At 69.4% G+C, this 20,115-nt stretch carries 22 protein-coding genes and 1 tRNA gene; 13 read left to right on the top strand and 10 right to left on the bottom strand.

The genetic code is table 11. The annotated features are described in order from the left end of the window. Positions 1-429 precede the first annotated feature (429 nt). The 5 genes from ABZV42_RS01085 to ABZV42_RS01065 form a co-directional block, all read right to left on the bottom strand. Positions 430-1,005, bottom strand: a complete 576-nt coding sequence (locus tag ABZV42_RS01085) for a hypothetical protein (RefSeq protein ID WP_356050587.1) — start codon at positions 1,003-1,005, stop codon at positions 430-432. 594 nt (positions 1,006-1,599) lie between these two features. Beyond that, positions 1,600-2,148: a GNAT family N-acetyltransferase gene (locus ABZV42_RS01080; protein ID WP_356050586.1), complete on the bottom strand. Its 549-nt coding sequence runs from the start codon at positions 2,146-2,148 to the stop codon at positions 1,600-1,602. 91 nt (positions 2,149-2,239) lie between these two features. Beyond that, positions 2,240-2,632, bottom strand: coding sequence for a hypothetical protein (locus ABZV42_RS01075; RefSeq protein WP_356050585.1), 393 nt, complete (start codon positions 2,630-2,632; stop codon positions 2,240-2,242). Beyond that, positions 2,626-3,054, bottom strand: a complete 429-nt coding sequence (locus ABZV42_RS01070; RefSeq protein ID WP_356050584.1) for an ATP-binding protein — start codon at positions 3,052-3,054, stop codon at positions 2,626-2,628. The genes ABZV42_RS01075 and ABZV42_RS01070 overlap by 7 nt, the downstream gene beginning before the upstream one ends. 46 nt (positions 3,055-3,100) lie before the next feature. Continuing rightward, the gene (locus ABZV42_RS01065; protein ID WP_103552356.1) at positions 3,101-3,508 is read right to left on the bottom strand and encodes an NUDIX domain-containing protein; all 408 of its coding nucleotides are present in this window, start codon (positions 3,506-3,508) and stop codon (positions 3,101-3,103) included. A gap of 107 nt (positions 3,509-3,615) precedes the next feature. On the opposite strand from ABZV42_RS01065, the gene ABZV42_RS01060 reads away from it, so the two are divergent. The 10 genes from ABZV42_RS01060 to ABZV42_RS01015 all read left to right on the top strand — a co-directional run bounded on the left by ABZV42_RS01060 (position 3,616) and on the right by ABZV42_RS01015 (position 10,453). Further along, positions 3,616-4,401 (top strand): GntR family transcriptional regulator, encoded by a 786-nt coding sequence (locus ABZV42_RS01060; protein ID WP_326787719.1) that lies wholly within the window; start codon positions 3,616-3,618, stop codon positions 4,399-4,401. A gap of 155 nt (positions 4,402-4,556) precedes the next feature. Continuing rightward, entirely contained in the window at positions 4,557-4,913 is a 357-nt protein-coding gene (locus tag ABZV42_RS01055) for a hypothetical protein (protein ID WP_356050583.1), read from the top strand. Then, a complete protein-coding gene (locus ABZV42_RS01050) occupies positions 4,913-6,289 on the top strand; it encodes an FtsK/SpoIIIE domain-containing protein (RefSeq protein WP_356050582.1) in 1,377 nt (458 codons plus the stop codon). The genes ABZV42_RS01055 and ABZV42_RS01050 overlap by 1 nt, the downstream gene beginning before the upstream one ends. Positions 6,290-6,372: 83 nt before the next feature. Further along, complete coding sequence (locus tag ABZV42_RS01045; protein WP_356050581.1) at positions 6,373-6,984, top strand: DUF2637 domain-containing protein; 612 nt, start codon at positions 6,373-6,375, stop codon at positions 6,982-6,984. 12 nt (positions 6,985-6,996) lie between these two features. Beyond that, positions 6,997-7,188 carry a mobile element transfer protein gene (locus ABZV42_RS01040; RefSeq protein ID WP_356050580.1) on the top strand — a complete coding sequence of 64 codons (192 nt, stop codon included), beginning with the start codon at positions 6,997-6,999 and terminating at the stop codon, positions 7,186-7,188. Positions 7,189-7,201: 13 nt separating this feature from the next. Beyond that, on the top strand, positions 7,202-7,396 hold the full coding sequence (locus tag ABZV42_RS01035; protein ID WP_356050579.1) for a hypothetical protein: 195 nt from the start codon (positions 7,202-7,204) through the stop codon (positions 7,394-7,396). 25 nt (positions 7,397-7,421) lie between these two features. Beyond that, the gene (locus ABZV42_RS01030; protein ID WP_356050578.1) at positions 7,422-7,667 is read left to right on the top strand and encodes a SpdD protein; all 246 of its coding nucleotides are present in this window, start codon (positions 7,422-7,424) and stop codon (positions 7,665-7,667) included. A gap of 164 nt (positions 7,668-7,831) precedes the next feature. After that, positions 7,832-9,127 (top strand): replication initiator, encoded by a 1,296-nt coding sequence (locus ABZV42_RS01025; RefSeq protein WP_356050577.1) that lies wholly within the window; start codon positions 7,832-7,834, stop codon positions 9,125-9,127. Next, a complete protein-coding gene (locus ABZV42_RS01020; protein ID WP_327429483.1) occupies positions 9,120-9,302 on the top strand; it encodes a helix-turn-helix domain-containing protein in 183 nt (60 codons plus the stop codon). Before ABZV42_RS01025 ends, ABZV42_RS01020 begins: the two co-directional genes overlap by 8 nt. Beyond that, positions 9,302-10,453: a site-specific integrase gene (locus ABZV42_RS01015; protein ID WP_356050576.1), complete on the top strand. Its 1,152-nt coding sequence runs from the start codon at positions 9,302-9,304 to the stop codon at positions 10,451-10,453. The genes ABZV42_RS01020 and ABZV42_RS01015 overlap by 1 nt, the downstream gene beginning before the upstream one ends. Before the next feature lie 71 nt (positions 10,454-10,524). On the opposite strand, the gene ABZV42_RS01010 is transcribed toward ABZV42_RS01015, so the two are convergent. The 4 genes from ABZV42_RS01010 to ABZV42_RS00995 all read right to left on the bottom strand — a co-directional run bounded on the left by ABZV42_RS01010 (position 10,525) and on the right by ABZV42_RS00995 (position 15,096). Next, positions 10,525-10,597: transfer RNA gene (locus ABZV42_RS01010), tRNA-Arg, on the bottom strand. Between the two features lie 90 nt (positions 10,598-10,687). Beyond that, positions 10,688-11,386: a ScbR family autoregulator-binding transcription factor gene (locus ABZV42_RS01005; protein WP_355982065.1), complete on the bottom strand. Its 699-nt coding sequence runs from the start codon at positions 11,384-11,386 to the stop codon at positions 10,688-10,690. 139 nt (positions 11,387-11,525) lie between these two features. Continuing rightward, complete coding sequence (locus tag ABZV42_RS01000) at positions 11,526-13,361, bottom strand: IclR family transcriptional regulator C-terminal domain-containing protein (RefSeq protein ID WP_355982067.1); 1,836 nt, start codon at positions 13,359-13,361, stop codon at positions 11,526-11,528. Between the two features lie 460 nt (positions 13,362-13,821). After that, entirely contained in the window at positions 13,822-15,096 is a 1,275-nt protein-coding gene (locus tag ABZV42_RS00995) for a M6 family metalloprotease domain-containing protein (RefSeq protein WP_355982069.1), read from the bottom strand. 579 nt (positions 15,097-15,675) lie between these two features. On the opposite strand from ABZV42_RS00995, the gene ABZV42_RS00990 reads away from it, so the two are divergent. Beyond that, positions 15,676-16,320: a helix-turn-helix domain-containing protein gene (locus tag ABZV42_RS00990; protein WP_355982071.1), complete on the top strand. Its 645-nt coding sequence runs from the start codon at positions 15,676-15,678 to the stop codon at positions 16,318-16,320. Between the two features lie 357 nt (positions 16,321-16,677). Then, the gene (locus tag ABZV42_RS00985; protein WP_355982073.1) at positions 16,678-18,228 is read left to right on the top strand and encodes an MFS transporter; all 1,551 of its coding nucleotides are present in this window, start codon (positions 16,678-16,680) and stop codon (positions 18,226-18,228) included. A 163-nt stretch (positions 18,229-18,391) separates the two neighbouring features. On the opposite strand, the gene ABZV42_RS00980 is transcribed toward ABZV42_RS00985, so the two are convergent. Continuing rightward, positions 18,392-18,907, bottom strand: a complete 516-nt coding sequence (locus tag ABZV42_RS00980) for a MarR family transcriptional regulator (RefSeq protein ID WP_355982075.1) — start codon at positions 18,905-18,907, stop codon at positions 18,392-18,394. A 242-nt stretch (positions 18,908-19,149) separates the two neighbouring features. Between ABZV42_RS00980 and ABZV42_RS00975 the strand changes: the two genes are divergently transcribed. Continuing rightward, positions 19,150-19,965: a class III extradiol ring-cleavage dioxygenase gene (locus ABZV42_RS00975; RefSeq protein WP_356050575.1), complete on the top strand. Its 816-nt coding sequence runs from the start codon at positions 19,150-19,152 to the stop codon at positions 19,963-19,965. The last annotated feature ends 150 nt before the right edge of the window (positions 19,966-20,115 follow it).

Here is a 20,115-nt window from a genome sequence, read left to right as displayed (position 1 = left end):
CCGGGCGGATGAAGCGGCAGGCTATCCGACGACGGGGTGTGTCGGCCATGGGAGAAAGCAGCTATTTCCCGAGGGCGTTGAGGCCCTTGCCGGGCGCGACATCTGTGGCGCTGTCGCTGATCTGACCTCTGACTGTCCGCCAGCCCCCAGCGTCCTTCCGGAAGGGGCACGCCCCGGGGTGGGGGTTCCCATCGCCATCCTCCGCCCCGGGGCGGACAAGCCCGCTTGAGATAGGGGCTGTTCCGGTTAGCGAGACTGTAAGGAGACCGGTCCGTTGTCCCAAACCCGGTGTCGGCAAGCGACGATGCAGACATGAATCATCCAACGGGCGGCGGCGAGGCCGGGGCGCTGGCACGCTGATGCGTTAAGGGTGGGACGGCGCTGAGGTTCTTCGCACTGGCCAGGACTCTCCATACCTACGCTTCGACATCAACTCTGGGCAGTGACATCCGGAATTCGGTCGGTGGCCACCCAGGATTTGATGACCGGCTCCACGGACGATCCGAAGGCGCCCGCCAGCAGGACGTGTACCAGGAGTTTGACGGCCGTTGTGAACAACGCGGGGGAGGACTCCTGGTTGTAGCCTGCCCGGTCGATCACCAGTTGGCCGGCTGGTAGAGCCCCGGAGTTGAGGTTTGCCCACAAGCCCATCGCCGCAGCATGGTCCAGCCTTGCGGGCAGGCCCGGCAGCAGCGCACCGGGCAGCAACCCCTGCTGTGGAGTAGGCCGGACCGTCTCCCAGCACCTGACCCGCCAGGCTATTCGGTCGCCCTCTCCCGGCACGAATTCGCCACCCACCAGAGCCCTGAACTGCAGACGACCGGAGTTCTGTTGCAGTTCCAGAACCGCGCGGGATCGGACGCCCGTGGTGACCGGGCGTGCGAGGTCCAGTCCGCGGAGCTGGCTCTTGCCCAGGAGTTTGAACTCACGGCGGTCGTCGTCGACTGCCGCGCTTCGACCCGACGTCCTCACCACAAACACGCAGAACTCCTCTGTTTCGTGCAAGATCGGAATCCGCGACGCAAGCGCGCGTTGCGGTCACATGATTCGCCGGACAGAACCTAGACGTCTGCTTTCCGCAACCACCACTCACCCCCGCTCCCATCCCGTCTGCCGTCGACCCACACACCGTGGAGCGGGCGTGGTTCAGGGCGTCAAGGTGGAGCGCCCTGCTGGACGAATGACCTTGACGCCCTGGGCCGCGGCTGCTCGGCTCTGCCTGGGTCGACGGCAGACGGGATGGGAGCTCCCCGCGCACGCCACACTCGGCCGGCACTCGCGGACGGTGCCCCCGCCATCTCGGAGCCTGAGCGCCCCCGCCGGAGGCATGTCCTGACCGGAGCACTCCGTGTCCGGGTCTCTACTCATGGGCCGTCGCTTGCTGCGGCCCCAGGGGCCGACCCTGGCGCCGAAGGCGCAGAGGGGTCGGGCCCCAGGGGCCAGCCCGCGCTCGCGCGGGCACTTGAACCAGTAGAGAAAGTTGTAACTCAGTTGGCCTGCGAGGGCTTTGTGTTGTCGTCGTCGTAGGTGGCAGTCCCGCCGGTCAGCAGTCCCGAAGATCGAACATCCACCAAGTGATCTGCAAGAGAACTCCTCGACTCAACCAGACGGTGTGACCGAGGACCACACGCCGAACCACTGCTCGGCGCCGTACTCCTCGAACCGCTCCACCTCGGTGAAACCCAGCTTCGCCGCGACGCGCATCGAGCGTTCATTGGCGGTCTGGGTGCAGAGCACCACCGGCTCGTCGGGAAGTGAGTCGGCGAACCAGTCGAGTGCCGCTGCGCAGGCCTCGGCTGCGTACCCGCATCCCCACGCCTCCGGCAGGAACATGTAGCCGAGTTCGGCCTCGCCGGCATCCGGACGGACGTGACCAGGACGCTCCGCGTCGCGCCGATCGAGTGTGATCATGCCGATCATCGTTCCGTCGAGATCGATCACGAAAAAGCCAGGGCGCCGTCCGGGCACCTCAGGTGCCGTGCGCTCGAGCTCATCACGCGGTCGAGGGCCACCGATGTAGGTGCCCACCTCTGGCGAGGCGAACAGCTCGATGAACGCCACGCGGTCGCGGGCCTCGGATTCTCGGAGCACGAGCCGTTCGGTCCGTATCGGGGCAGGTGGCCAGGCAACGGGTCCTAACTCGGTCATGGCGGGCAATCTATCGCACGCCTGTGAGGGTGATCCGGAAGAGAAGGCCGAGGTCAGACGTCAACCTCACCCGAGGCCAAAAGATCAAGCATCACCTGGGGCTAGAGAAGGTCTGGTGCTTGAAATCGTGTGCACAGGCTGGGAGTTCGATGCCCTGTCGGTGAGCGAGCGGCACGAAGAGGACTGGGCGGATCGTCCACGTGATGCGTGTGCTGGCGTGGGTCACTGAGACTGTGCACGGCTGCATGCGCGAGAGTGCATGTCGGGTCTGGATGCGTCCCTCATACAGCCACGCCCACGCTTCGTCGGAGGCATCGGCGTCGAGGGCCGGTGAGATAGTGCGGAGCGCGACCGCGACCCATCGGTCGGCCTGGGATGCCGTGTAGGCGTCGAAGGATGCTCGGAGCTCTGACGGTTCGCTTCCGGTGAGTACTTCGGTCCAGCACTCGCACCAGTAGCCGCGCCGCGGCTTGTCCATCAGCATGGGCGGCCTCCCCTGCGGGCCCCGGTGAAGAGTTCCGCGGTGACCGTGTGGCCGTCGTCGCTGTCGTGGACGACGACGCGGTGCGCGATCACGCTGACCATGCCCAACCCCCGGCCGTGCTCGGCCCCCTGGTCCTGGTGCTCGACGGCCGGCGCCGATCCCGTGCCCCCGTCGTCCGTCACCGATAGGGCGATCACCTGCGAGGACACTGCGAGCGCCAGATGGAAGCTGCCCGACTCCTTGCCGCTGGCGGTGTGGAGGATCGCGTTCGCGCTCAGCTCGCTCACGATCAGCTCGGCGTCCTCGGCTAACGGTGAACCGCGCAGGATGTCGCGGGTCCAGCGGCGGGCCCTGCTCACCTCTTCCGGAAATCCTGGGCAAGTGAGTCCCCAGACCCGCGCAGTGCTCGTATACTCGTGCATACAAGTTCCTTCGTGCTGGTAGGCCGCCATGTGCAGCGGGTTCGGGCTAGACGAGTTTCACGCCGTCGTGGGCGCGGATGGCCGGCGGGGATGCCGCGTCGAGTGCGTCCAGGACGCGGATCGCGTAGGCCTCGTCGGCGAGGTCGGTGACTTCTTCGCGGGTGGCCCAACGCAGTGCGCGGGTCTCGTCCCCGGTGGTGGGCGAGCCGTCGGCGGCTTCACAGCGGAAGACGAGAGAGACGATCAGGCCCGTCATGTTCTTGTAGACGCCGGTGAGGGTCGCGGGAAGCGCGATCTTGATGCCGGTCTCTTCGAGGACTTCACGCTGAAGTGCCTCGGGGAGGGTTTCCTCCCGCTCGACAACGCCGCCCGGGGGTTCCCACTGGCCGTTGTCGCGCCGCTGGATCAAGAGGGCCCGGCCCTGGTCGTCGACGATGACTCCGGCGACGCTCACGGAGTGCGGACGGTCAGTGCTCACGTTCCTCGGCCCTCTCGGATGGCTAGGCTCTCCACCGTAGCAACAACACTCGCCCACTCGTCTAGATACCTAAAGGAGTACTCGTGACCTCACTTCCGTCCCTGCTCGGCGATCTGGACCCCACGAGCGATCGTGCGGTGTTCCGGCAGATCGCCGACCAGCTGCGCGAGGCCATCGACCGTGGGCGATTCAAGGAGGGCGAAAAGCTCCCCTCGGAGGCCGAACTCGTCGAGCACTACGGCGTCTCCCGGATGACCGTCCGCAACTCGTTCTCCATCCTCCAGGGCGAGGGCCTGGTCGCCGCCGAACACGGCAAGGGCGTCTTCGTCCGGCCGCGACCTCCCGTCCGCCGGCTGGCCTCCGACCGGTTCGCCCGGCGTCACCGTGAGCAGGGGAAGTCGGCGTTCATCGTCGAGGCGGACGCCGCGGGCAGTCACCCCCAGGTGGACAGCCTTGAAGTCAAGGAGGAGAAGGCCAGCCAGGACATCTCCACGCGGCTCGGGTCCGTGCGCCGCGTGCTCGCCCGACGTCGCCGGTATCTGCTCGACGGCCGCCCGGTCGAGTTCGCCACCTCGTACCTCCCGCTCGACATCGCGCGCGGCACGCAGATCGCCGAACCCAACCCCGGCCCCGGCGGCATTTACGCCCGCCTCGAGGAACTGGGCCATCACCTCGACCACTTCGAGGAAGAGATCCGCGCCCGGATGCCCTCGCCGACCGAGGTCAAGACGCTCCGACTTGCCTCCGGTGTGCCGGTGATCCACCTCATCCGCACCGCCTTCGACACGGAGGGGCGAGCCGTGGAGGTCTGCGACACCGTCATGGCGGCGGACGCGTACGTGCTTTCGTACCAGCTTCCGGCGACCTGATCGGCGGTGCGCGAGGCCACTTTTCGGACTCGTACACCTCAACAGCCCTACTCGTATAGACGAGTGGGCAAGTTGTGTGGCACTGTGGTTGGCGTTCCCGAAGCGATCGGGTTCGAAGACTGCATCTTGTCTAGACGAGTAGATGGGAAGAAATCTTGCGCACCATCCGTGTGGAGACCTCGGCCGCGACGATCCTGCTGACCGAGGCGCCCGAGCCCAAGGTTCGCGACCGTCAGACCGGCGAGATCGCGAAGGACGCCGTCAGTGGCGAGTCCCTGATGACGCTTGGCGTCGTCTACATCGAGGAGGGGGAGTCGTCCCTGATCAAGGTCACTGTTCCGGAGAGCGGGGTGTCCGAGGGGCTCGCGCTCGGGGCGCCGGTCTCGCTGCCGGGGCTGGTGGCCCGTCCGTGGGAGAGCGTGTTCAACGGCCAGCAGCGGCACGGCATCGCCTACCGCTCCGCTGCCGTCACTCCGGCCGTCTTCCCGGCGGCCATGGGGGCCACGGCCTGATGACCGACCTGACAACGCTTCTGGAGGTGGGTGGTCCTGTCGCCGCACTTGGCGGCGGGGCTTCCTACGCCCGGGCCAAGCACCCAAGCGTCTACTGGTCCACGGTCGGCCTGCCGATATCCACGGCCCGGCTCCTCGGCTCGTACGGTTCGGTCATGGAGGCGTGCGGCCTGACCGTGGCTCCGTCCCGGCTGCGGGTCCTGGCGGTCAAGGCCACCACCCGCCGTGAGGTCCGGCCGATACCGCCCCGCCGGGGCATCATCCGCCCCACGTCGACCGGGTTACGCATTCGGCTCCGGCTCGCCCCGGGGCAGGAGCCGGCCGACGTGGCCGCCGCGGCCGAACGGCTGCGGCATGCCTGGGGAGTTCATGCCGTGTACGTCAGCACGGTCAAGCCCGGCGTGGTCGAACTGCGGCTCGTCGGCTTCGACGTACTGCGGCGGGTGCGGATGCCTCGCAAGGTCACATCCGCGCTCCTCAAAGTACCCGTGGCCCTGCGCGAGGACGCCACCCCGTTCGTACGCGACTACCGCGCCATCCCTCACCAACTCACCCTCGGCGCAACGCTCTCCGGCAAGTCCATGTACCTGCGCCACCTCGTCGCCGGACTCGCTCCTCAGCCCGTCGCCCTGGTCGGCATCGACTGCAAGCGTGGAGTGGAGCTCTCGCCCTTCGCTGCACGACTGTCCGCTCTCGCCACCGACCCCGATCAGGCGGCCGAACTGCTGCCCGTGCTCATCCAAGAGATGGAGGACCGGTACGAACGGATCAAGACTCGTCAGGGTCTCGCCCCGGGGACGCCCGACGAGGAGATCACCTCGGACGTCTGGGGGCTCCCCGAGGACGAACGCCCCGTCCCCATCGTGCTGTTCGTCGACGAGGTGGCCGAACTCTTCCTCGTCGCCACCCGCAAGGACGAGGACCGGCGGGACGAGATGGTCACCCAGCTCATCCGTCTCGCCCAACTCGGCCGCGCCGCCGGTATCTATCTGGAGGTCTGCGGGCAGCGCTTCGGCGCCGAACTGGGCAAGGGAGCGACCATGCTCCGGGCCCAGTTGACCGGCCGCGTCTGCCACCGTGTCAACGACGAAGCCTCCGCCAAGATGGCCTTGGGCGACATCGCCCCCGAAGCGGTCTCCGCCGCTTGCGCCATCGCACCCGAGCGGCCCGGCCTCGCTGTCGCGGGCGACTCCTCCGGCGGCTGGTCTCGCATCCGCACGCCGTACCTCTCCCTCGGCGACGCCGCCGAGGTCTGCCGCGAGTCAGCGCACCTGGTGCCCGACCTGCCCGCGCTCAAGCCCTTCCGGCCCGACGTGCCCGTCCATCCGGTCGAGTCTCCGGCCCCGGTCGTCCGGCCTCGACCCGTGACCGACTGAACTCTCCTCCCCCCTCGGCCGGTGTGACCGTCTCACGCCACGTCCCTACCCCTGCCATGCCTGAATTCGGAAGGAGCCGCAGCATGCGCGCCCAACTGGCCCGTATCGACGCGGTCCTCGTCCAAGCGGTTATCGCCGCCGCGCTGTCCTTCGCTCACCTGCACGACGTCGCCGCAGCGGCCGGTCAGAACGGGTGGAAGGCATGGGCGTATCCCGTCTCGGTCGACCTGCTGCTCGTCGCCGCGTGGCGTCGACTGAGGACCGGTGATGAGAAAGCCGCAGGGTGGTGCTGGTTCGTCATCGCGCTCGTGGCATCCCTCGGCGCGAACGTCGCCACCGCCGGACTCCTCGACCTGGACCGGGTGCCGGCCTGGCTCCGCATCCTCGTCGCGGGCTGGCCCGCGGTCGCCTTCCTCGGCGGCACGCTGCTCGCCCACTCGACTCCAGCGCCGCACGAGGAGACCGAGGACCAGGAGGACGCGCCCGAAGTCGTACCGGAGCTCCCCGCACAGTCGGCGCTCGAACAGACCCCAGCTCCGCCCGCCGTATCCGTCCCGGCCGCCCTGGTCGAGCACGCCCGAAAGGTCGCCGCCGAACACCAGACACGGACCGGAGCCGCCATCGACACCCCGACCCTCCGTGCCCGACTCGGTGTCCCGGCCCTCATGGCTGACGCCATCGCCGCTCAGCTCTGAAAGGAGACCCGCGTGACCGCCAACCGCCGCTTCCGCTCCGTCACCCGCATCGGCCCCGTCCAGATCGGCACGTCGTACGACGGTCGTGGCCGAGAGAAGCACACCGCCGCCTGTACCGCTCCGCGCTGCGGCTTCTCCGCCGACTACGACAGCCGCGCCGCCGCCGAACTCGCCGCCCGTACCCACCGCTGCCCCGTCCGCTGAAAGGACTCGCCCCGTGACTGTCAGCCTGCCGCTCGTCTTCGTCCTCGGGCTCATCGCCTGGGGAGCGATCAAGTTCCTCGGCGTCCGCACCTGGATCGTCGTCGTGATCGCACTCTTCGGATTCCTGCTCTCCCAGACCTTCATGGCCCCGGCCATCGACTCCGGCACGCGCTCCGGCGTGGACGTCATAAACGGCTCACACGACTAGACGAGTAGGCAAGGAGAGGTTCGCCGTGTTCCTGCCCAAGTACCCCGACAACCCGACCCCGCCGCCCGCGTACAACCACGCCCCGGCCGATCCGGCACCCGCACGACGCGCGGCTCCGCAGATCTCCATCAGCACCGGAGCGGTCGCGGCGGTCCTCGCCGGCGGAGTCGTCCTCACCGCGCTCCTGGCCGCCGTCGCCGTCACGGCCATCTCCGTCGCAATTGCCGCCGTGGTCCTGCGCTCGATGCTCCGCGACCAGCACCGCCGCTGAAAACCGCTGAACGACAGCCCCCCGGGACAGCCTCGATACCGCCAAGCATCCGCCGCCCCGGGGGCCCTACCCCTCCTAGCCGAAGCCAGAAGGAGAAAGCCATCATCGCCCGCCCCACTCCGCCCCCGCTGCCCGAACTCGCCGAACTGGCCGCACTCGGCACCATGCCTGAACTGCTGCGGCAACTCTCCGGCCTCGGCGGCTGCACCCACCCGATCCGCCTCGACGGCCACCGCACCGAGTACGACGTGAACACCCGCACCGGCGAGATCGGCAACCTCCTCCACCGCCTCGACTCCACCGACCTCCCGGCCGGTCACCTCCTGGTGCGCTGCAACAACCGCCGCGCGACCCGCTGCGAAGCCTGCGCCGAGGTCTACCGCCGCGACACCTTCCACCTGATCACCTCCGGCCTGCGCGGCGGCAAGGGCGTTCCGGAACGCGTCGCCGCGCACCCCCGGGTCTTCGCCACCTTCACCGCCCCGAGCTTCGGCCGCGTCCACAACCGCCCCACCGGCCAGGCCGGTTCGGTCCGCCGTTGCCGCTGCGGTGTCCACCACGACCGGGACGACGCCGAACTCGGCACCCCGCTCGCCCCGGACACCTACGACTACGAAGCCGCCGTCCTCTGGAACGCTCACGCCGGTCCGCTCTGGCGCCGGTTCTCGACCTACCTGCGCCGTGAGGTCGCCAAGCGCGCCGGACTCTCGCAGCGCGCGTTCCGCCAGTACGCCCGGGTCTCCTTCGCCAAGGTCGCCGAATACCAGAAGCGCGGCGCCGTCCACTTCCACGCCGTCATCCGCATCGACGGTCCCGAAGGCGGCGAAACCACGCCTCCGGCCTGGGCAACCGCCGAACTACTCGCCGACGCCATCGGCGCCGCCGCTACTCACGTCCGCGTGGACGGCCCGGTTATCGACGGACGCGCGCACACCTTCACCTTCGGCCGTCAGATCGACGTCCGCACGATCCGGTCCGCCGACTTCGACGGTGGCCAGGAACTGACCGAGCGAGCTGTCGCGTCGTACATCGCCAAGTACGCGACCAAGGGCGCCGAGACCGCGACGGGAGCTCTCGACCGCCCGCTGAAGTTCCTCGCCGAGCTCGCCCAGCTCGACATCAGCGACCACGCCCGCCGGCTGATCCGAACGGCCTGGACGCTCGGCATGCGCAAGGAGTTAGAAGATCTCCGACTCCGGGCCTGGGCCCACATGCTCGGCTTCCGCGGCCACTTCTCCACCAAGTCACGCCGCTACTCCACCACCCTCGGTGCCCTCCGCACCGCCCGCGCCGAATGGCGTCGAGCCCAAGCCGCAGCAGCCACCGAGATCAGGACGGACACGACCCTCGTCGTCTCGCACTGGGTTTTCGCCGGAACCGGTCTGTCCGCCGCCGAAGCCTGGCTTGCCGCATCCCTCGAACCCGCACCCGGAACAGAAGGAGAACCGACGCATGCGTGACGAAGAGCTGTTGACCGTGGCCGAAGTCATGGCGCGGCTCAAGCTCGGCCGGTCGACGGTGTACGACCTGATCCGCTCCCGTCGGCTCCCCTCGATCACCATCGGCCGATGCCGCCGCATTCCGGCGCGGGCCCTCAGCGACTACATCTCCCACGAACTGGAGGCGGCTGCCTGATGGCCGGTCAGCGCAAGCGCAACCCGAACGGCGCGGGGACGATCACCAAGCGCAAGGACGGCCGCTTTCAGTGCGCGGTCTACGTGCTCCAGCCGGACGGCACCCGGGCCCGCAAGTTCGCCTACGGCAAGACCTGGGCCGAGTGCGACACCAAGCGCCGCGAGCTGCTCGCCAAGGTCGACCAGGGCGTGCCCGTGCCTACCCGGTCGGCCAAGCTCTCCGAGTGGCTGCCGTACTGGCTGGACAACGTGATCAAGCCTCGGCGGAAGCTCAGCACGTACGACAAGTATGAGGCGCACGTCCGGCTCTACCTGGTGCCGCTGCTCGGCTCGAAGCGGCTCGAATCCGTCGGCGTCGCGGACGTCCGCCGCTTCCTTGTTCGGCTGGAGAAGGAGACCACTGCCGCAACAGCCAAGGAGTCTCACCGCGTGTTGCGTTCCGCTCTGTCCTCGGCCTGCCGCGAGGAGCTGATCGCGCGCAACGTCGCCAAGCTCGTGGAGCCGCCTCGCACGGACAACAGGGAGTTGAAGCCCTGGACTCTGGACGAGACGTTGGACTTCCTGGCGGCCTCTCGACGAGATCCGCTCTACGCGGCCTTCGTGCTCGCCATCGCCATGGGGCTCCGACGGGGCGAGATTATCGGCCTTCGATGGTCGGATCTCGACCTCGACAACCGGGTCCTCTACGTCCGTCAGCAGACTCAGCGTCGTCGCGGCGTCCTCTACGACGACGATCCCAAGAGCCGCCGGCGCCGTGTTGTCCCGTTGCCTGCGCTCTGCATCGCTCCGCTGCGCTGGCACCGGATGCGGCAGTCGGCCGCGCGCGCCAAGGCGGGGGAGAAGTGGCACGAGTCGAGCTACGTCTTCACCACCCGCACTGGGCGCCAGGTCGAGCCGCGGAACGTCTATCGCTCCTTCACCCGCGTCGCGGAGTCCGCCGGCCTTCGGGTGATCCGGTTGCATGACGCTCGGCACGGCACGGCCACTCTGCTCACGGCGGCCGGAGTCGCGCCCCGCGTCGTGATGGAGATCCTGGGACACTCGCAGATCAGCATCACCATGGACGTGTACACGCACGTCGTGCAGGACACGCAGCGCGAGGCCATGAGCCACATGGACCGGCTGCTCAGGAAGCGCCCCGGTCGTCAGTGACCGTGCTCGTTGATGTCAAAAGTGGATGTCAAAGGCCCCGGACCATGATCGGTCCGGGGCCTTTTCCCTTGTGCCCCCGGCAGGATTCGAACCTGCGACACCCGCTTTAGGAGAGCGGTGCTCTATCCCCTGAGCTACGAAGGCGTGTGGATCGTGTGCGATCCGGTAGCTAGCGTAGCGGATCGCGGGTGGAGGCTGGGATGGTTCCCGTTCGTGCAGGTGGGGTGGGGTCGGTCAGCTGGTCGGGACGGGCGAGAGGGGCGGGTCGGTCGGGAGGGCCGAGAGGGCTGGGCGGGTCAGGTGGAGCATGCGGGTCAGCCACAGGTCGCCCGTCTCCCGGGGAGAGGCGCGTCGCGGCTCGGTGGCGGGGGCGCGGGGCAGGACCCTCGTTCCGGTGATCATCGACAGGATCAGCGCGGCGGCCGTGCCGACATCGACGTCGGGGAGCAGCGAGCCGTCGATCCGGGCCCGGCCCAGGGTCTCGTTCAGGGCGCCGAGCCAGTTGGCGTGGCAGTGGAGCGAGGAGTCGTCGGGGGTCCTGATCTCCTGGGCCAGGCGGGCGCCCGCGCGGACGGTCGTGTCGGTCTCGAGGAGGCCTACGAGGGCGTGGGCCATGGCGGTGGCTATCTCGAACGCCGGAGCCTCCAGCCGTGCCAGCTTCACGAGTGCGGCGTCCGACGTGGCGCAGGCCTCCGCCTGGACGGCACGGGCCAGATCGGACTTGGCGGCGAAGTGGAAGAACAGGGCGCCCTTGGTGACCTGCGCGCGTGCGCTGATCGCGGAGAGCGTGGCCCGTTCGTAGCCGGCCCGGTCGAAAACCGCCGAGGCGGCCCGGATCAGGTTGCGCCTGGTTCGCTCGGACCTCTCCTGCCTCACCACGACGAGACCACCCGGACGCTCCTTGTCGTTCGGCTGCTGTTTGTCCTGCCGCAAGCGACGCTAGGAACCTGCTTTTGGATCTGTCAACGGGGCCCGGACCGCGCAGATCATCTTCACGCCATTGTGGTAACTCCCATGGGGATATACCTGGTTGAAGGTTCCTGGTTGAAGGTTCTCGAGTGGGCGGGTGGGCTCAGCTCGGTTGCACCTTGCGGAATCGGCCCGCGATGCGCAGATCCGCCTCGATGCGGGCCGCCGTCGCGTGGAGTTCCGGCAGTACGTCGCTGACGCACGCCTCGGCGGTGCGGCGGCTGTTGTGCATGGCGACGTTCACCGCGGCCACGGCCCGTCCGTCCCGGTCGCGCACCGGGACGGCGATGGACCGCAGCCCCTGCTCCAACTCGCCCTCGACCAGGGCGTATCCGGCCGTCCGTACCCGGTTCAGTTCGGCCCTGATCAGCTCCGGGTCAGTGGCCGTCCGCGGGGAATCCGCCTCGGCCGCGCCGCCGGTCAGTACCTCCATCGCGCGGGCCTCCGGAAGATCCGCCAGGATCACCCGGCCCAGGGAGGTGGCGTAGGCGGGCAGCCGGGTGCCGACGGTGACGTGGACGCTCAGAATGCCGCGGGTGGAGACGTGCCCGGTGTACTGGATCTCGTCTCCGGCCGGCACCGCGAGCGACACCGAGTCGTGCAGCCGCTGGGAGAGTTCGGCCAGATACGGGGCCGCGATCTCGGTGAGTGAGGTTCGTGAGAGTGGCGGGAAGCCGAGCCCCAGGACGCGGGGGGTGAGGCGGAAGACGCGGTCGTGGGCGGTGACGTATCCGAGGTGTTCCAGGGTGATCAGGGCGCGGCGAGCGGTCGCGCGGGCGAGCCCGGTCGCCTGGGCTACGGCGGTGAGGGTGAGCTCGCCACGGCCCTCGCCGAAGGCCGTGATCACGGTCAGGCCCCGCGCCAGCGACTCGACGAACTCCCGCCCCAGCTCCTGCTTGGAGGCGCCGGTCCAGTCGGCGAGCCCGGAGGGGGTGCGCATGCCGTCCACCCCGGCCGGCGAATCGCCCCGCACGGCGCCCCGCACGTCACCCTGCACGGCCCCCCGCGCGACCTCCGTCTTCGGTTCCGCCGCCGACCCCCGGCCGGACGCCCTCGGCGCACTCGGCGCCCCCAGCGCGTCCGGTGCGTCCACTGCGGCGAGTGCGTCGAGTGCGTCCAGTGCCAGCGCCCGTTCCATCTCGGCCACCGCCGTCCGCAGGCGGGGCAGCAGCGTGTCCCGCAGTTCGGTGGCGTCGTGCCGGCTCGTGTGGCTCACCACGTTCACCACGCAGGCGATCCGCCCCGCCTCCCGTACGGGCATCGAGACGGCGACAAGGCCCGGTTCGATGAGCTGGTCGTCCAACGCCCAGCCAGATCGGCCCGCTTCGGCCGCGCGCTGCTCGAAGTCGTCGCCGACAGTGGGCCGTTGAGCGGCCGGGAGTGTGGACTCGTCCTGCCTCCCCCCGTACGGCCGGCTCCGCGCAGGTACGGACGGGAAGCCGCGGTCCTCCGGGTCGGCCGCGCGGCGTTCGCGCCAGCGCGTCCACTCCTCCTCGCTCCACTCGGACGCGAACAGCGGTCCGGGAGCGGTGCGTTCGGCGGGCAGCAGGTCGCCGATGCGGAAGCTCAGGGACATCGCGCGGCGCCGGGTCGCCTGATGGATGAAGCGGATGCCGTCCTGGTCGCAGACGGCGAGGGACACCGACTCGTCGAGTTCGTCGGCGAGCGCGTCGGCGTGCGGGTCCAGGACGCGGGGAAGCCGGAGAGCGGCGAGGTAGGCGTTGCCGAGTTCCATCAGACGCGGGGCCAGGACGGCGTCCCGGCCGTCGAGGCGTACGTATCCCATGCGTGCCAGGGTCGCCGTGATCCGGTCGACGGTGGACCGTGCCAGCCCGGTGGCCCGTTCGAGTCCGCTCAGACTGGCCGCCCCGTCCGCCTCGGTCAGCCTCCGCAGCACGGCGAGCCCGCGGATGAGTGGCGTGACCGCCTCGTAGGGCACCTCGGACCCGGCAGCAGCAGACCCGGCAGGGGCGGATCCGGCAACGGCAGATCCGACAGCGGCAGTGGTGGACCCGGCGGCCGTGGACCCGGCGGCGGTCGGGCCGGCTCCGGAGCCGGGCGCCCCGTCCCCGCCATCCATCCCCACCGATGCGGGGCCCGACGGCGTGCCATGCGACTGCGGCGACCTGGAGCCCGACGACATGTGGTTCGGCGACATGTGGTTCGGCGACATGTGGTTCGGCGACGTGGGGCTCGATGACATGGGGCTCGATGACATGGGCTCTCCGATGGGGCTCTCAGAAGAGTCACCGTGCGGCGGTTCACGGATGAGCCGCCGTGCGGCGGATGAGCCACCGTGTGGCGGATCTCGGAAGAGCCACGGTAGTGCCAGCCCGGCCGCTGTCGCAGGTCGGCCGCTTTCCGGTAACGCCTGCGGCCGGTACCGGCCCGCCCGGTGGTCAGCTGCGCGTCACGTACACCCGATACTTCCCCGAGGCGTCCGCCGACGCGACCTGGACCGTGATCCCGGCCTTGGCGGCCTTGAAGGTCTCACCGGGGGAGTAGGGCGCGTCGGAGAGTTCCGCCTGGACGTTGGGCGAACGGGTACAGCCGCCGCTGTCGGGGTGGGAGTCGTACACCGTGATGGGCCCGTTCCCGGTGTCCACGTCCGCGTCGACCTTGTAGATCAGGATGCCGGGACGGCAGACGGCGGAGTCGTTGCCCGCGCGGGTGCGCACTTCGAGGATGTAGCCGCTCCGGGCGCCGACGGGTATGACGACGAGCTTCGAGCCGCCCCGCTGGGCCAGCGGGGTCAGTGTGTACTCGCTGGTGCCGCGCGCCGCCGCGCAGCCGACCTGGGAGGTGTCGAGCCAGCCGAGCTTCCACTTGTGCCAGCCGAGCAGGTCGTTGTCGGCCCCCCAGTCCTCGCTCATGATGTCCCAGTGGCCGACCGCGCCGCCGCCCTCCTGGGTGTAGAGGTCGGGCAGGCCGAAGGTGTGGCCGTTCTCGTGCGGCAGTACGCGGTAGCCGGTGTCGGCGTAGGAGCCCGAGCCGTCGTCCTGGCGGCTGTAGACGAAGGACGCGTTGGCGACCGGGACGCCGTCGGCCACGGGTGCCTCGGTGTTGCCGGCGAAGGTCACGGACAGCACGGTGTCCAGCGCGGAGGGCCCGGCATTCGGTGTGACCAGCACGTTCAGGATGTCGTACGACCGGAAGTCGACCTCGGGGTCGGCCGTGGCCACGATGTCCTGGACGAGTTCGCGGTACCCGGGGTCGAAGGGCGCGCCGCGTTCTATTCCGTACGCCTTGAAGGGCTTGGGCATCCGCAGCCAGTGCCGGACGGGGGCCGCGGGGCGGTAGTCGAGACGGCCGTAGGAGGCGGTGCGGAACCATTTCTGCGTCTTCGGGAAGAACTCGTCGTACCGGTCGAGGGCGCTGCCCTTGCCGGGCGCGTCGGAGAAGTCGACCATCAGCGTCAGGGCCCGCAGGGTGCCGGTCGAGCGGGCGTATCCGGGGGCGGTCGGAATCCCTTCGCCCATCTGGACGCCCGACGGGCCGTTGATCATGCAGGGGCCGAGCGCCGTGGAGCGGCCCAGAGCCGTGGAGCCCGCCGTGGCGGAGCCGGCCGTCAGATGTCCGGTGCCGGCGGAGGTGCTGACCGCCAGCGTCAGAACGGTCACCGTGGCCAGCGCGGCCACACGGCGCGGGCGTATGCGGCGGCTGGACGGCTGCATGAAGGGGCCCTTCGCTCCTCGGCAGCCACCGGTGTCCGACTGCACCCTTTCGATCACCCTCAGTCGCCGACGCGCCGGGCGCGCGCTGGGTGAGCCCGATCGGGTTCATCCATGGGAGGGGCCGAACGAGTTGCCGTCCGGGGGAGTGCGGCGGGGTCGCGGAGGTCTCGCCGGCCTCCGTCGCCCCTCCGCGCCGGGTTCGCGAAGGGCGGGCGGCGGGCCCGGCGCGAGATGCCGAACGACCTGGCGTCCAGCTTGGCCGGGAGGTGTGGAACGACCCGGCTGTCGGCTCAGTGCGAGGTGTGGAACGACCCGGCTGTCGGCTCGGCGGGAGGTCCCGAACGACCCGGCTGTTGGCTAGGCGGGAGTATGGAACGGCTGAACGGCAGGCCCGGCGGGAGACGCGGAACGCAGGGTGACCTACCCGAGAAGAAGCGAATGTGACGCAGGTCACATATTCCCATCCCGGGTCCGGGAAATAACCGGGGATCGTTTCCCCGTTTAGTCATACGTCCGAGCGAAACGGGGACCGAATCCCCGGATCGCATTCAGACTCCGAGACACTACGAGGAGTACGCCGTGGAGACCGCAACCCCCGTGCAGCGCCGAGTGGCCCGGCCGCGTGCCGACGCCCTGCGCAACAGGGAGCGGATCGTCGCCGCCGCCCGCGAGATGTTCGTCGAGTTCGGTGCCGAGGTGCCGTTCGACGAGATCGCCCGCCGGGCCGGTGTCGGCAACGCCACGGTGTACCGCAACTTCCCCGACCGCGACGCCCTCGCCCGCGAGGTCGTGTGCTCGGTCATGGACCGCACCTCGGAGTGGGTCGAGGAGGCGCTCGCCGCGGACGGCGACGCGTTCGAGGCGCTGAGCGGCTTCGTGCACTTCGCCGCGGACGAGCGGATCGGCGCCCTGTGCCCGATGCTCTCCGAGAACTTCGATCAGAACCATCCCGACCTGGTCGCCGCCCGCGACCGGATCACCGACCTGATCCAGCGGCTGATGGCCCGCGCCCGCGAGGCCGGACAGCTGCGCCCCGACGTCGAGCTGGGCGACCTCATGATCGCGGTCAGCCAGCTCACCAGGCCGCTGCCGGGCACCGCGTGCCAGGGCATCGACCGCTTCGTACACCGTCATCTACAGCTGTTCCTGGACGGTATGCGGGCCCCGGCCCGTTCCGATCTGCCAGGAGTGGCCGCCACCATGGAGGAACTGCGACGCGTGTGATGTGACCGCCGCGCCGGATGTCGTGAGAGACGTCGGACGCCGTGAGAGACGTCGGACGCCGTGAGAGACGTCCGACGCCGTGAGGCGCATCGGACGCCGTGACCGATCTCGTAAGGCCGCATAGCCCGGAAGTTCACACAGGCCATGTAGTTCATGCAGTAGTTACAGCCATTACAGCCCTTACAGCACTTACAACCATGTAGCTCGTACAACTCATACAGCCCGAACTCATCGCGTGTGAGGCGCACTCGTCATCAGGGACGGGTCCTGCCCAGCCGCTCTTCCGGCCGTCACCGTCGACGAGCCGTCCCCTTTTCTTTTCCTCTTTCGCCACGAAGTCCCGGAGTGGGTACCCCCATGTCTGAAACAGTCCTGTCCAAAGCAGTCCCCGACCCAGCGTCCGACGCGCACAGCAACCGCTGGAAGGCGCTCGTCTTCATCGCGCTGGCCCAGCTGATGGTGGTGCTCGACGCCACGATCGTGAACATCGCGCTGCCCTCCGCCCAGCAGGACCTGGGTATCTCGGACGGCAACCGGCAGTGGGTCGTCACGGCCTACGCCCTCGCCTTCGGCGGTCTGCTCCTGTTCGGCGGCCGTATCGCCGACCTGTGGGGCCGTAAGCGGGCCTTCGTCGTGGGCCTGGTCGGCTTCGCGCTGGCCTCCGCGCTCGGTGGCGCCGCGCAGAGCGGCGCGATGATGTTCGGCGCCCGTGCCCTTCAGGGTGTGTTCGGCGCGCTGCTCGCACCCGCGGCGCTCTCGCTGCTCGCCGTGATGTTCACCGACGCCAAGGAGCGCGCCAAGGCCTTCGGCATCTACGGTGCGATCGCCGGTGGCGGTGGCGCCGTCGGCTTCATCCTCGGCGGTGTCCTGACCGAGTACATGAACTGGCGCTGGACCTTCTTCGTCAACATCCCGTTCGCGATCGTCGCGGCCGCGGGCGCCTACTTCGTCATCCGTGAGCCGAAGGGCGGCCGCAACCGTTCGGCGCTCGACATCCCGGGCGTCGTCCTTTCCACCCTCGGTCTGGTCTCCCTCGTCTACGGCTTCACCCGCGCCGCGTCCGACGGCTGGGGCGACTCCATGACCGTCGGCCTGTTCGTGGCCTCCGCCCTGCTGCTGGCCGCGTTCGTCCTCACCGAGTCCAAGGTCAAGGCCCCGCTGCTGCCCCTGCGCGTCGTCCTCGAGCGCAACCGGGGTGGCGTCTACCTCTCCCTCGGCCTCGCGATCATCGCGATGTTCGGCACCTTCCTGTTCCTCACGTACTACCTCCAGATCGTGAAGGGCTACTCGCCGATCTCGACCGGCTTCGCCTTCCTGCCGATGATCGCGGGCATGATCACGGGCTCCACGCAGATCGGCGCCCGGCTGATGACCCGGGTCGCGCCGCGGCTGCTGATGGGCCCCGGCTTCCTGGTCGCCGCGCTCGGCATGCTGCTCCTGGCGCAGCTGGAGATCGGCTCGTCGTACGTCTCCCTGGTGATGCCGGCGATGCTGCTGCTCGGCCTCGGCATGGGTACGGCGTTCATGCCCGCCATGTCGCTGGCCACGCACGGCATCGAGCCGCGTGACGCCGGTGTCGCCTCCGCGATGGTCAACACCTCGCAGCAGGTCGGCGGTGCGATCGGTACGGCCCTGCTGAACACGATCGCCGCCTCCGCGACCACCGCCTACATCAAGGACCACATCGCGGGCGCCGGTACCAAGGCGCAGCAGCAGCTCGTCCAGGCCGAGGGCATGGTGCACGGCTACAGCAACGCGATCTGGTTCGCCGTCGGCATCCTCGTGGTCGCCGCGGGAATCGCCTTCACCCTGATCAACACCGGCCGTCCGGACGCGTCCGTCGTGGCCGGCTCGGGCACGGGCGAGGGCGCCGAGGACGAGCTGAAGGTGCCGGTCATCGCGCACTGACCCCGCGACCGCCCCGTACTCCGGTGCTTCCGTGGCCCGCACTCCGGTGCTCGGCGTAGGGACGGGGGTGGGGACGCCTCGTCCGTACGACACCTGAGACCGCCCCGGTTCCACGCCACACGGAGCCGGGGCGGTCCCCTGTCCGGACCCCGGCCGGCTGTGCCTAGCGCAGCCAGGGCAGGTCGGCGCCCGCGTCCTTCGGCTGGAGCCCCTCGGCGATGATCCGCATGGCCTCGCCGAAGGCCTTGCGCTGGTCCGGGCCGAGCCGGTCGAACAAGGCCTGCCGTACGGCGGCGACATGGCCCGGCGCGGTACGCCGCAGCACTTCGTAGCCCTCGTCGGTCAGGACCGCGAACTGGCCCCGCTTGTCGGACGGGCAGTCCTCACGGCGTACCCAGCCGTTCTTCTCCAGCCGCGCGACGGCGTGCGAGAGCCGCGAACGGGTGATCTTCGCGTTCATGGCCAGTTCCGTCATCCGCAGCCGGCGGTCCGGTGCCTCTCCGAGCTGTACGAGCAGGCTGTAGTAGATGTGCGGCATGCCCGCGTCGCGCTGGAGCTGACGGTCGAGGTGGTCCTCCAGGAGGGTCGTGGCGTGCATGTACGCACGCCAGATGCGCTGTTCCTCGGCGGTGAGCCAGCGCGGCTCTTCAGCGGGAGTGGGAGCGGGTGCCGTGTCCATGTACTCCACTGTACGAGCTTCTCCTTGAAACTTAAACAAACTCGCCGTAGTCTCGGTGCAAGAACTTGAGACTTTAAGCAATTGCTCCGAGGTGGCCGCTCCGAGGTGACCGCTCCGATGCGACTGCTCCGAAGTGGGCAGCCGCTCTGAAGGAACTGCTTCAACAGCGACTGCTTCGGGAGCAACTGCTTCAAAGCTCAAGCACTGCCGCCGTACGATGGAACTCTCTGGAGGGAGCCGCCATGTCAGCAGCCACCGAGGAGCGCCCCGCGCAGGAGCGCATGCCCGCCCTCTATCTCAGTCACGGTGCCCCGCCGCTCGCCGACGACCCGGTCTGGCCCGGCCAGCTCGCCGCCTGGTCCGCCGACCTGCCCCGCCCCAAGGCGATCCTGATGGTCTCCGCGCACTGGGAGGAGGCTCCGCTCGCCCTCGGCGCGATCGAGACGATCCCCCTCGTGTACGACTTCTGGGGCTTCCCCGAGCACTACTACCGGGTCACGTACGCCGCCCCCGGAGCCCCGAAGCTCGCCGAGTCCGTACGCAAACTGCTGCGCGCGCCCGGTACGCCGGTGCAGGACATCCCGGACCGCGGACTCGACCACGGCGCGTACGTCCCCCTCAAGGAGATGTTCCCCGAGGCCGACATCCCGGTGCTCCAGATCTCCATGCCGACGCTCGACCCGGTCCGGCTGTTCGAGATCGGCCGGAAACTGGCGCCGCTGCGCGACGAGGGTGTGCTGATCGTCGGTTCCGGCTTCTTCACCCACAATCTCGCGGCCCTGCGGCACACCGGCGGGGGAGTCCCCACCTGGTCGAGCGAGTTCGACGACTGGGGACACCGCGCTCTGGAGGCCGGTGACGTGGACGCGCTGCTCGACTTCGAGCGCAAGTCGCCGGCGGGCCGTCTCGCCCATCCGCGTACCGAGCACTTCGCCCCGCTCTTCGTGACCATGGGCGCGGCGGACGCAGCCGGCGGGCTCGACGGCCGGCAGTCGCAGCGGTCCGTGATCGACGGATTCTGGCTGGGGATGGCGAAGCGGTCGGTGCAGTTCGGCTGAGCGGCCGGTGGTCCTGGCCGGAGCGTGGTCCGGACGGGACCCGGGGCGGGGCTCGCAGGCAGGGCTCGCCCTGTCCCGGTTGTCACTGGTTGCCGCCGGTTGCCTCCCCCGCGGAGGTCGCGGGGGGGTGGGCTTCGCGCGGAAGGCGCT

This window comes from Streptomyces sp. NPDC005281 (genome assembly GCF_040607495.1).
Classification (GTDB): Bacteria; Actinomycetota; Actinomycetes; order Streptomycetales; family Streptomycetaceae; genus Streptomyces.
Note: the sequence above shows the minus strand (reverse complement) of the source record. Positions and strands in the feature narration are given on the sequence as shown.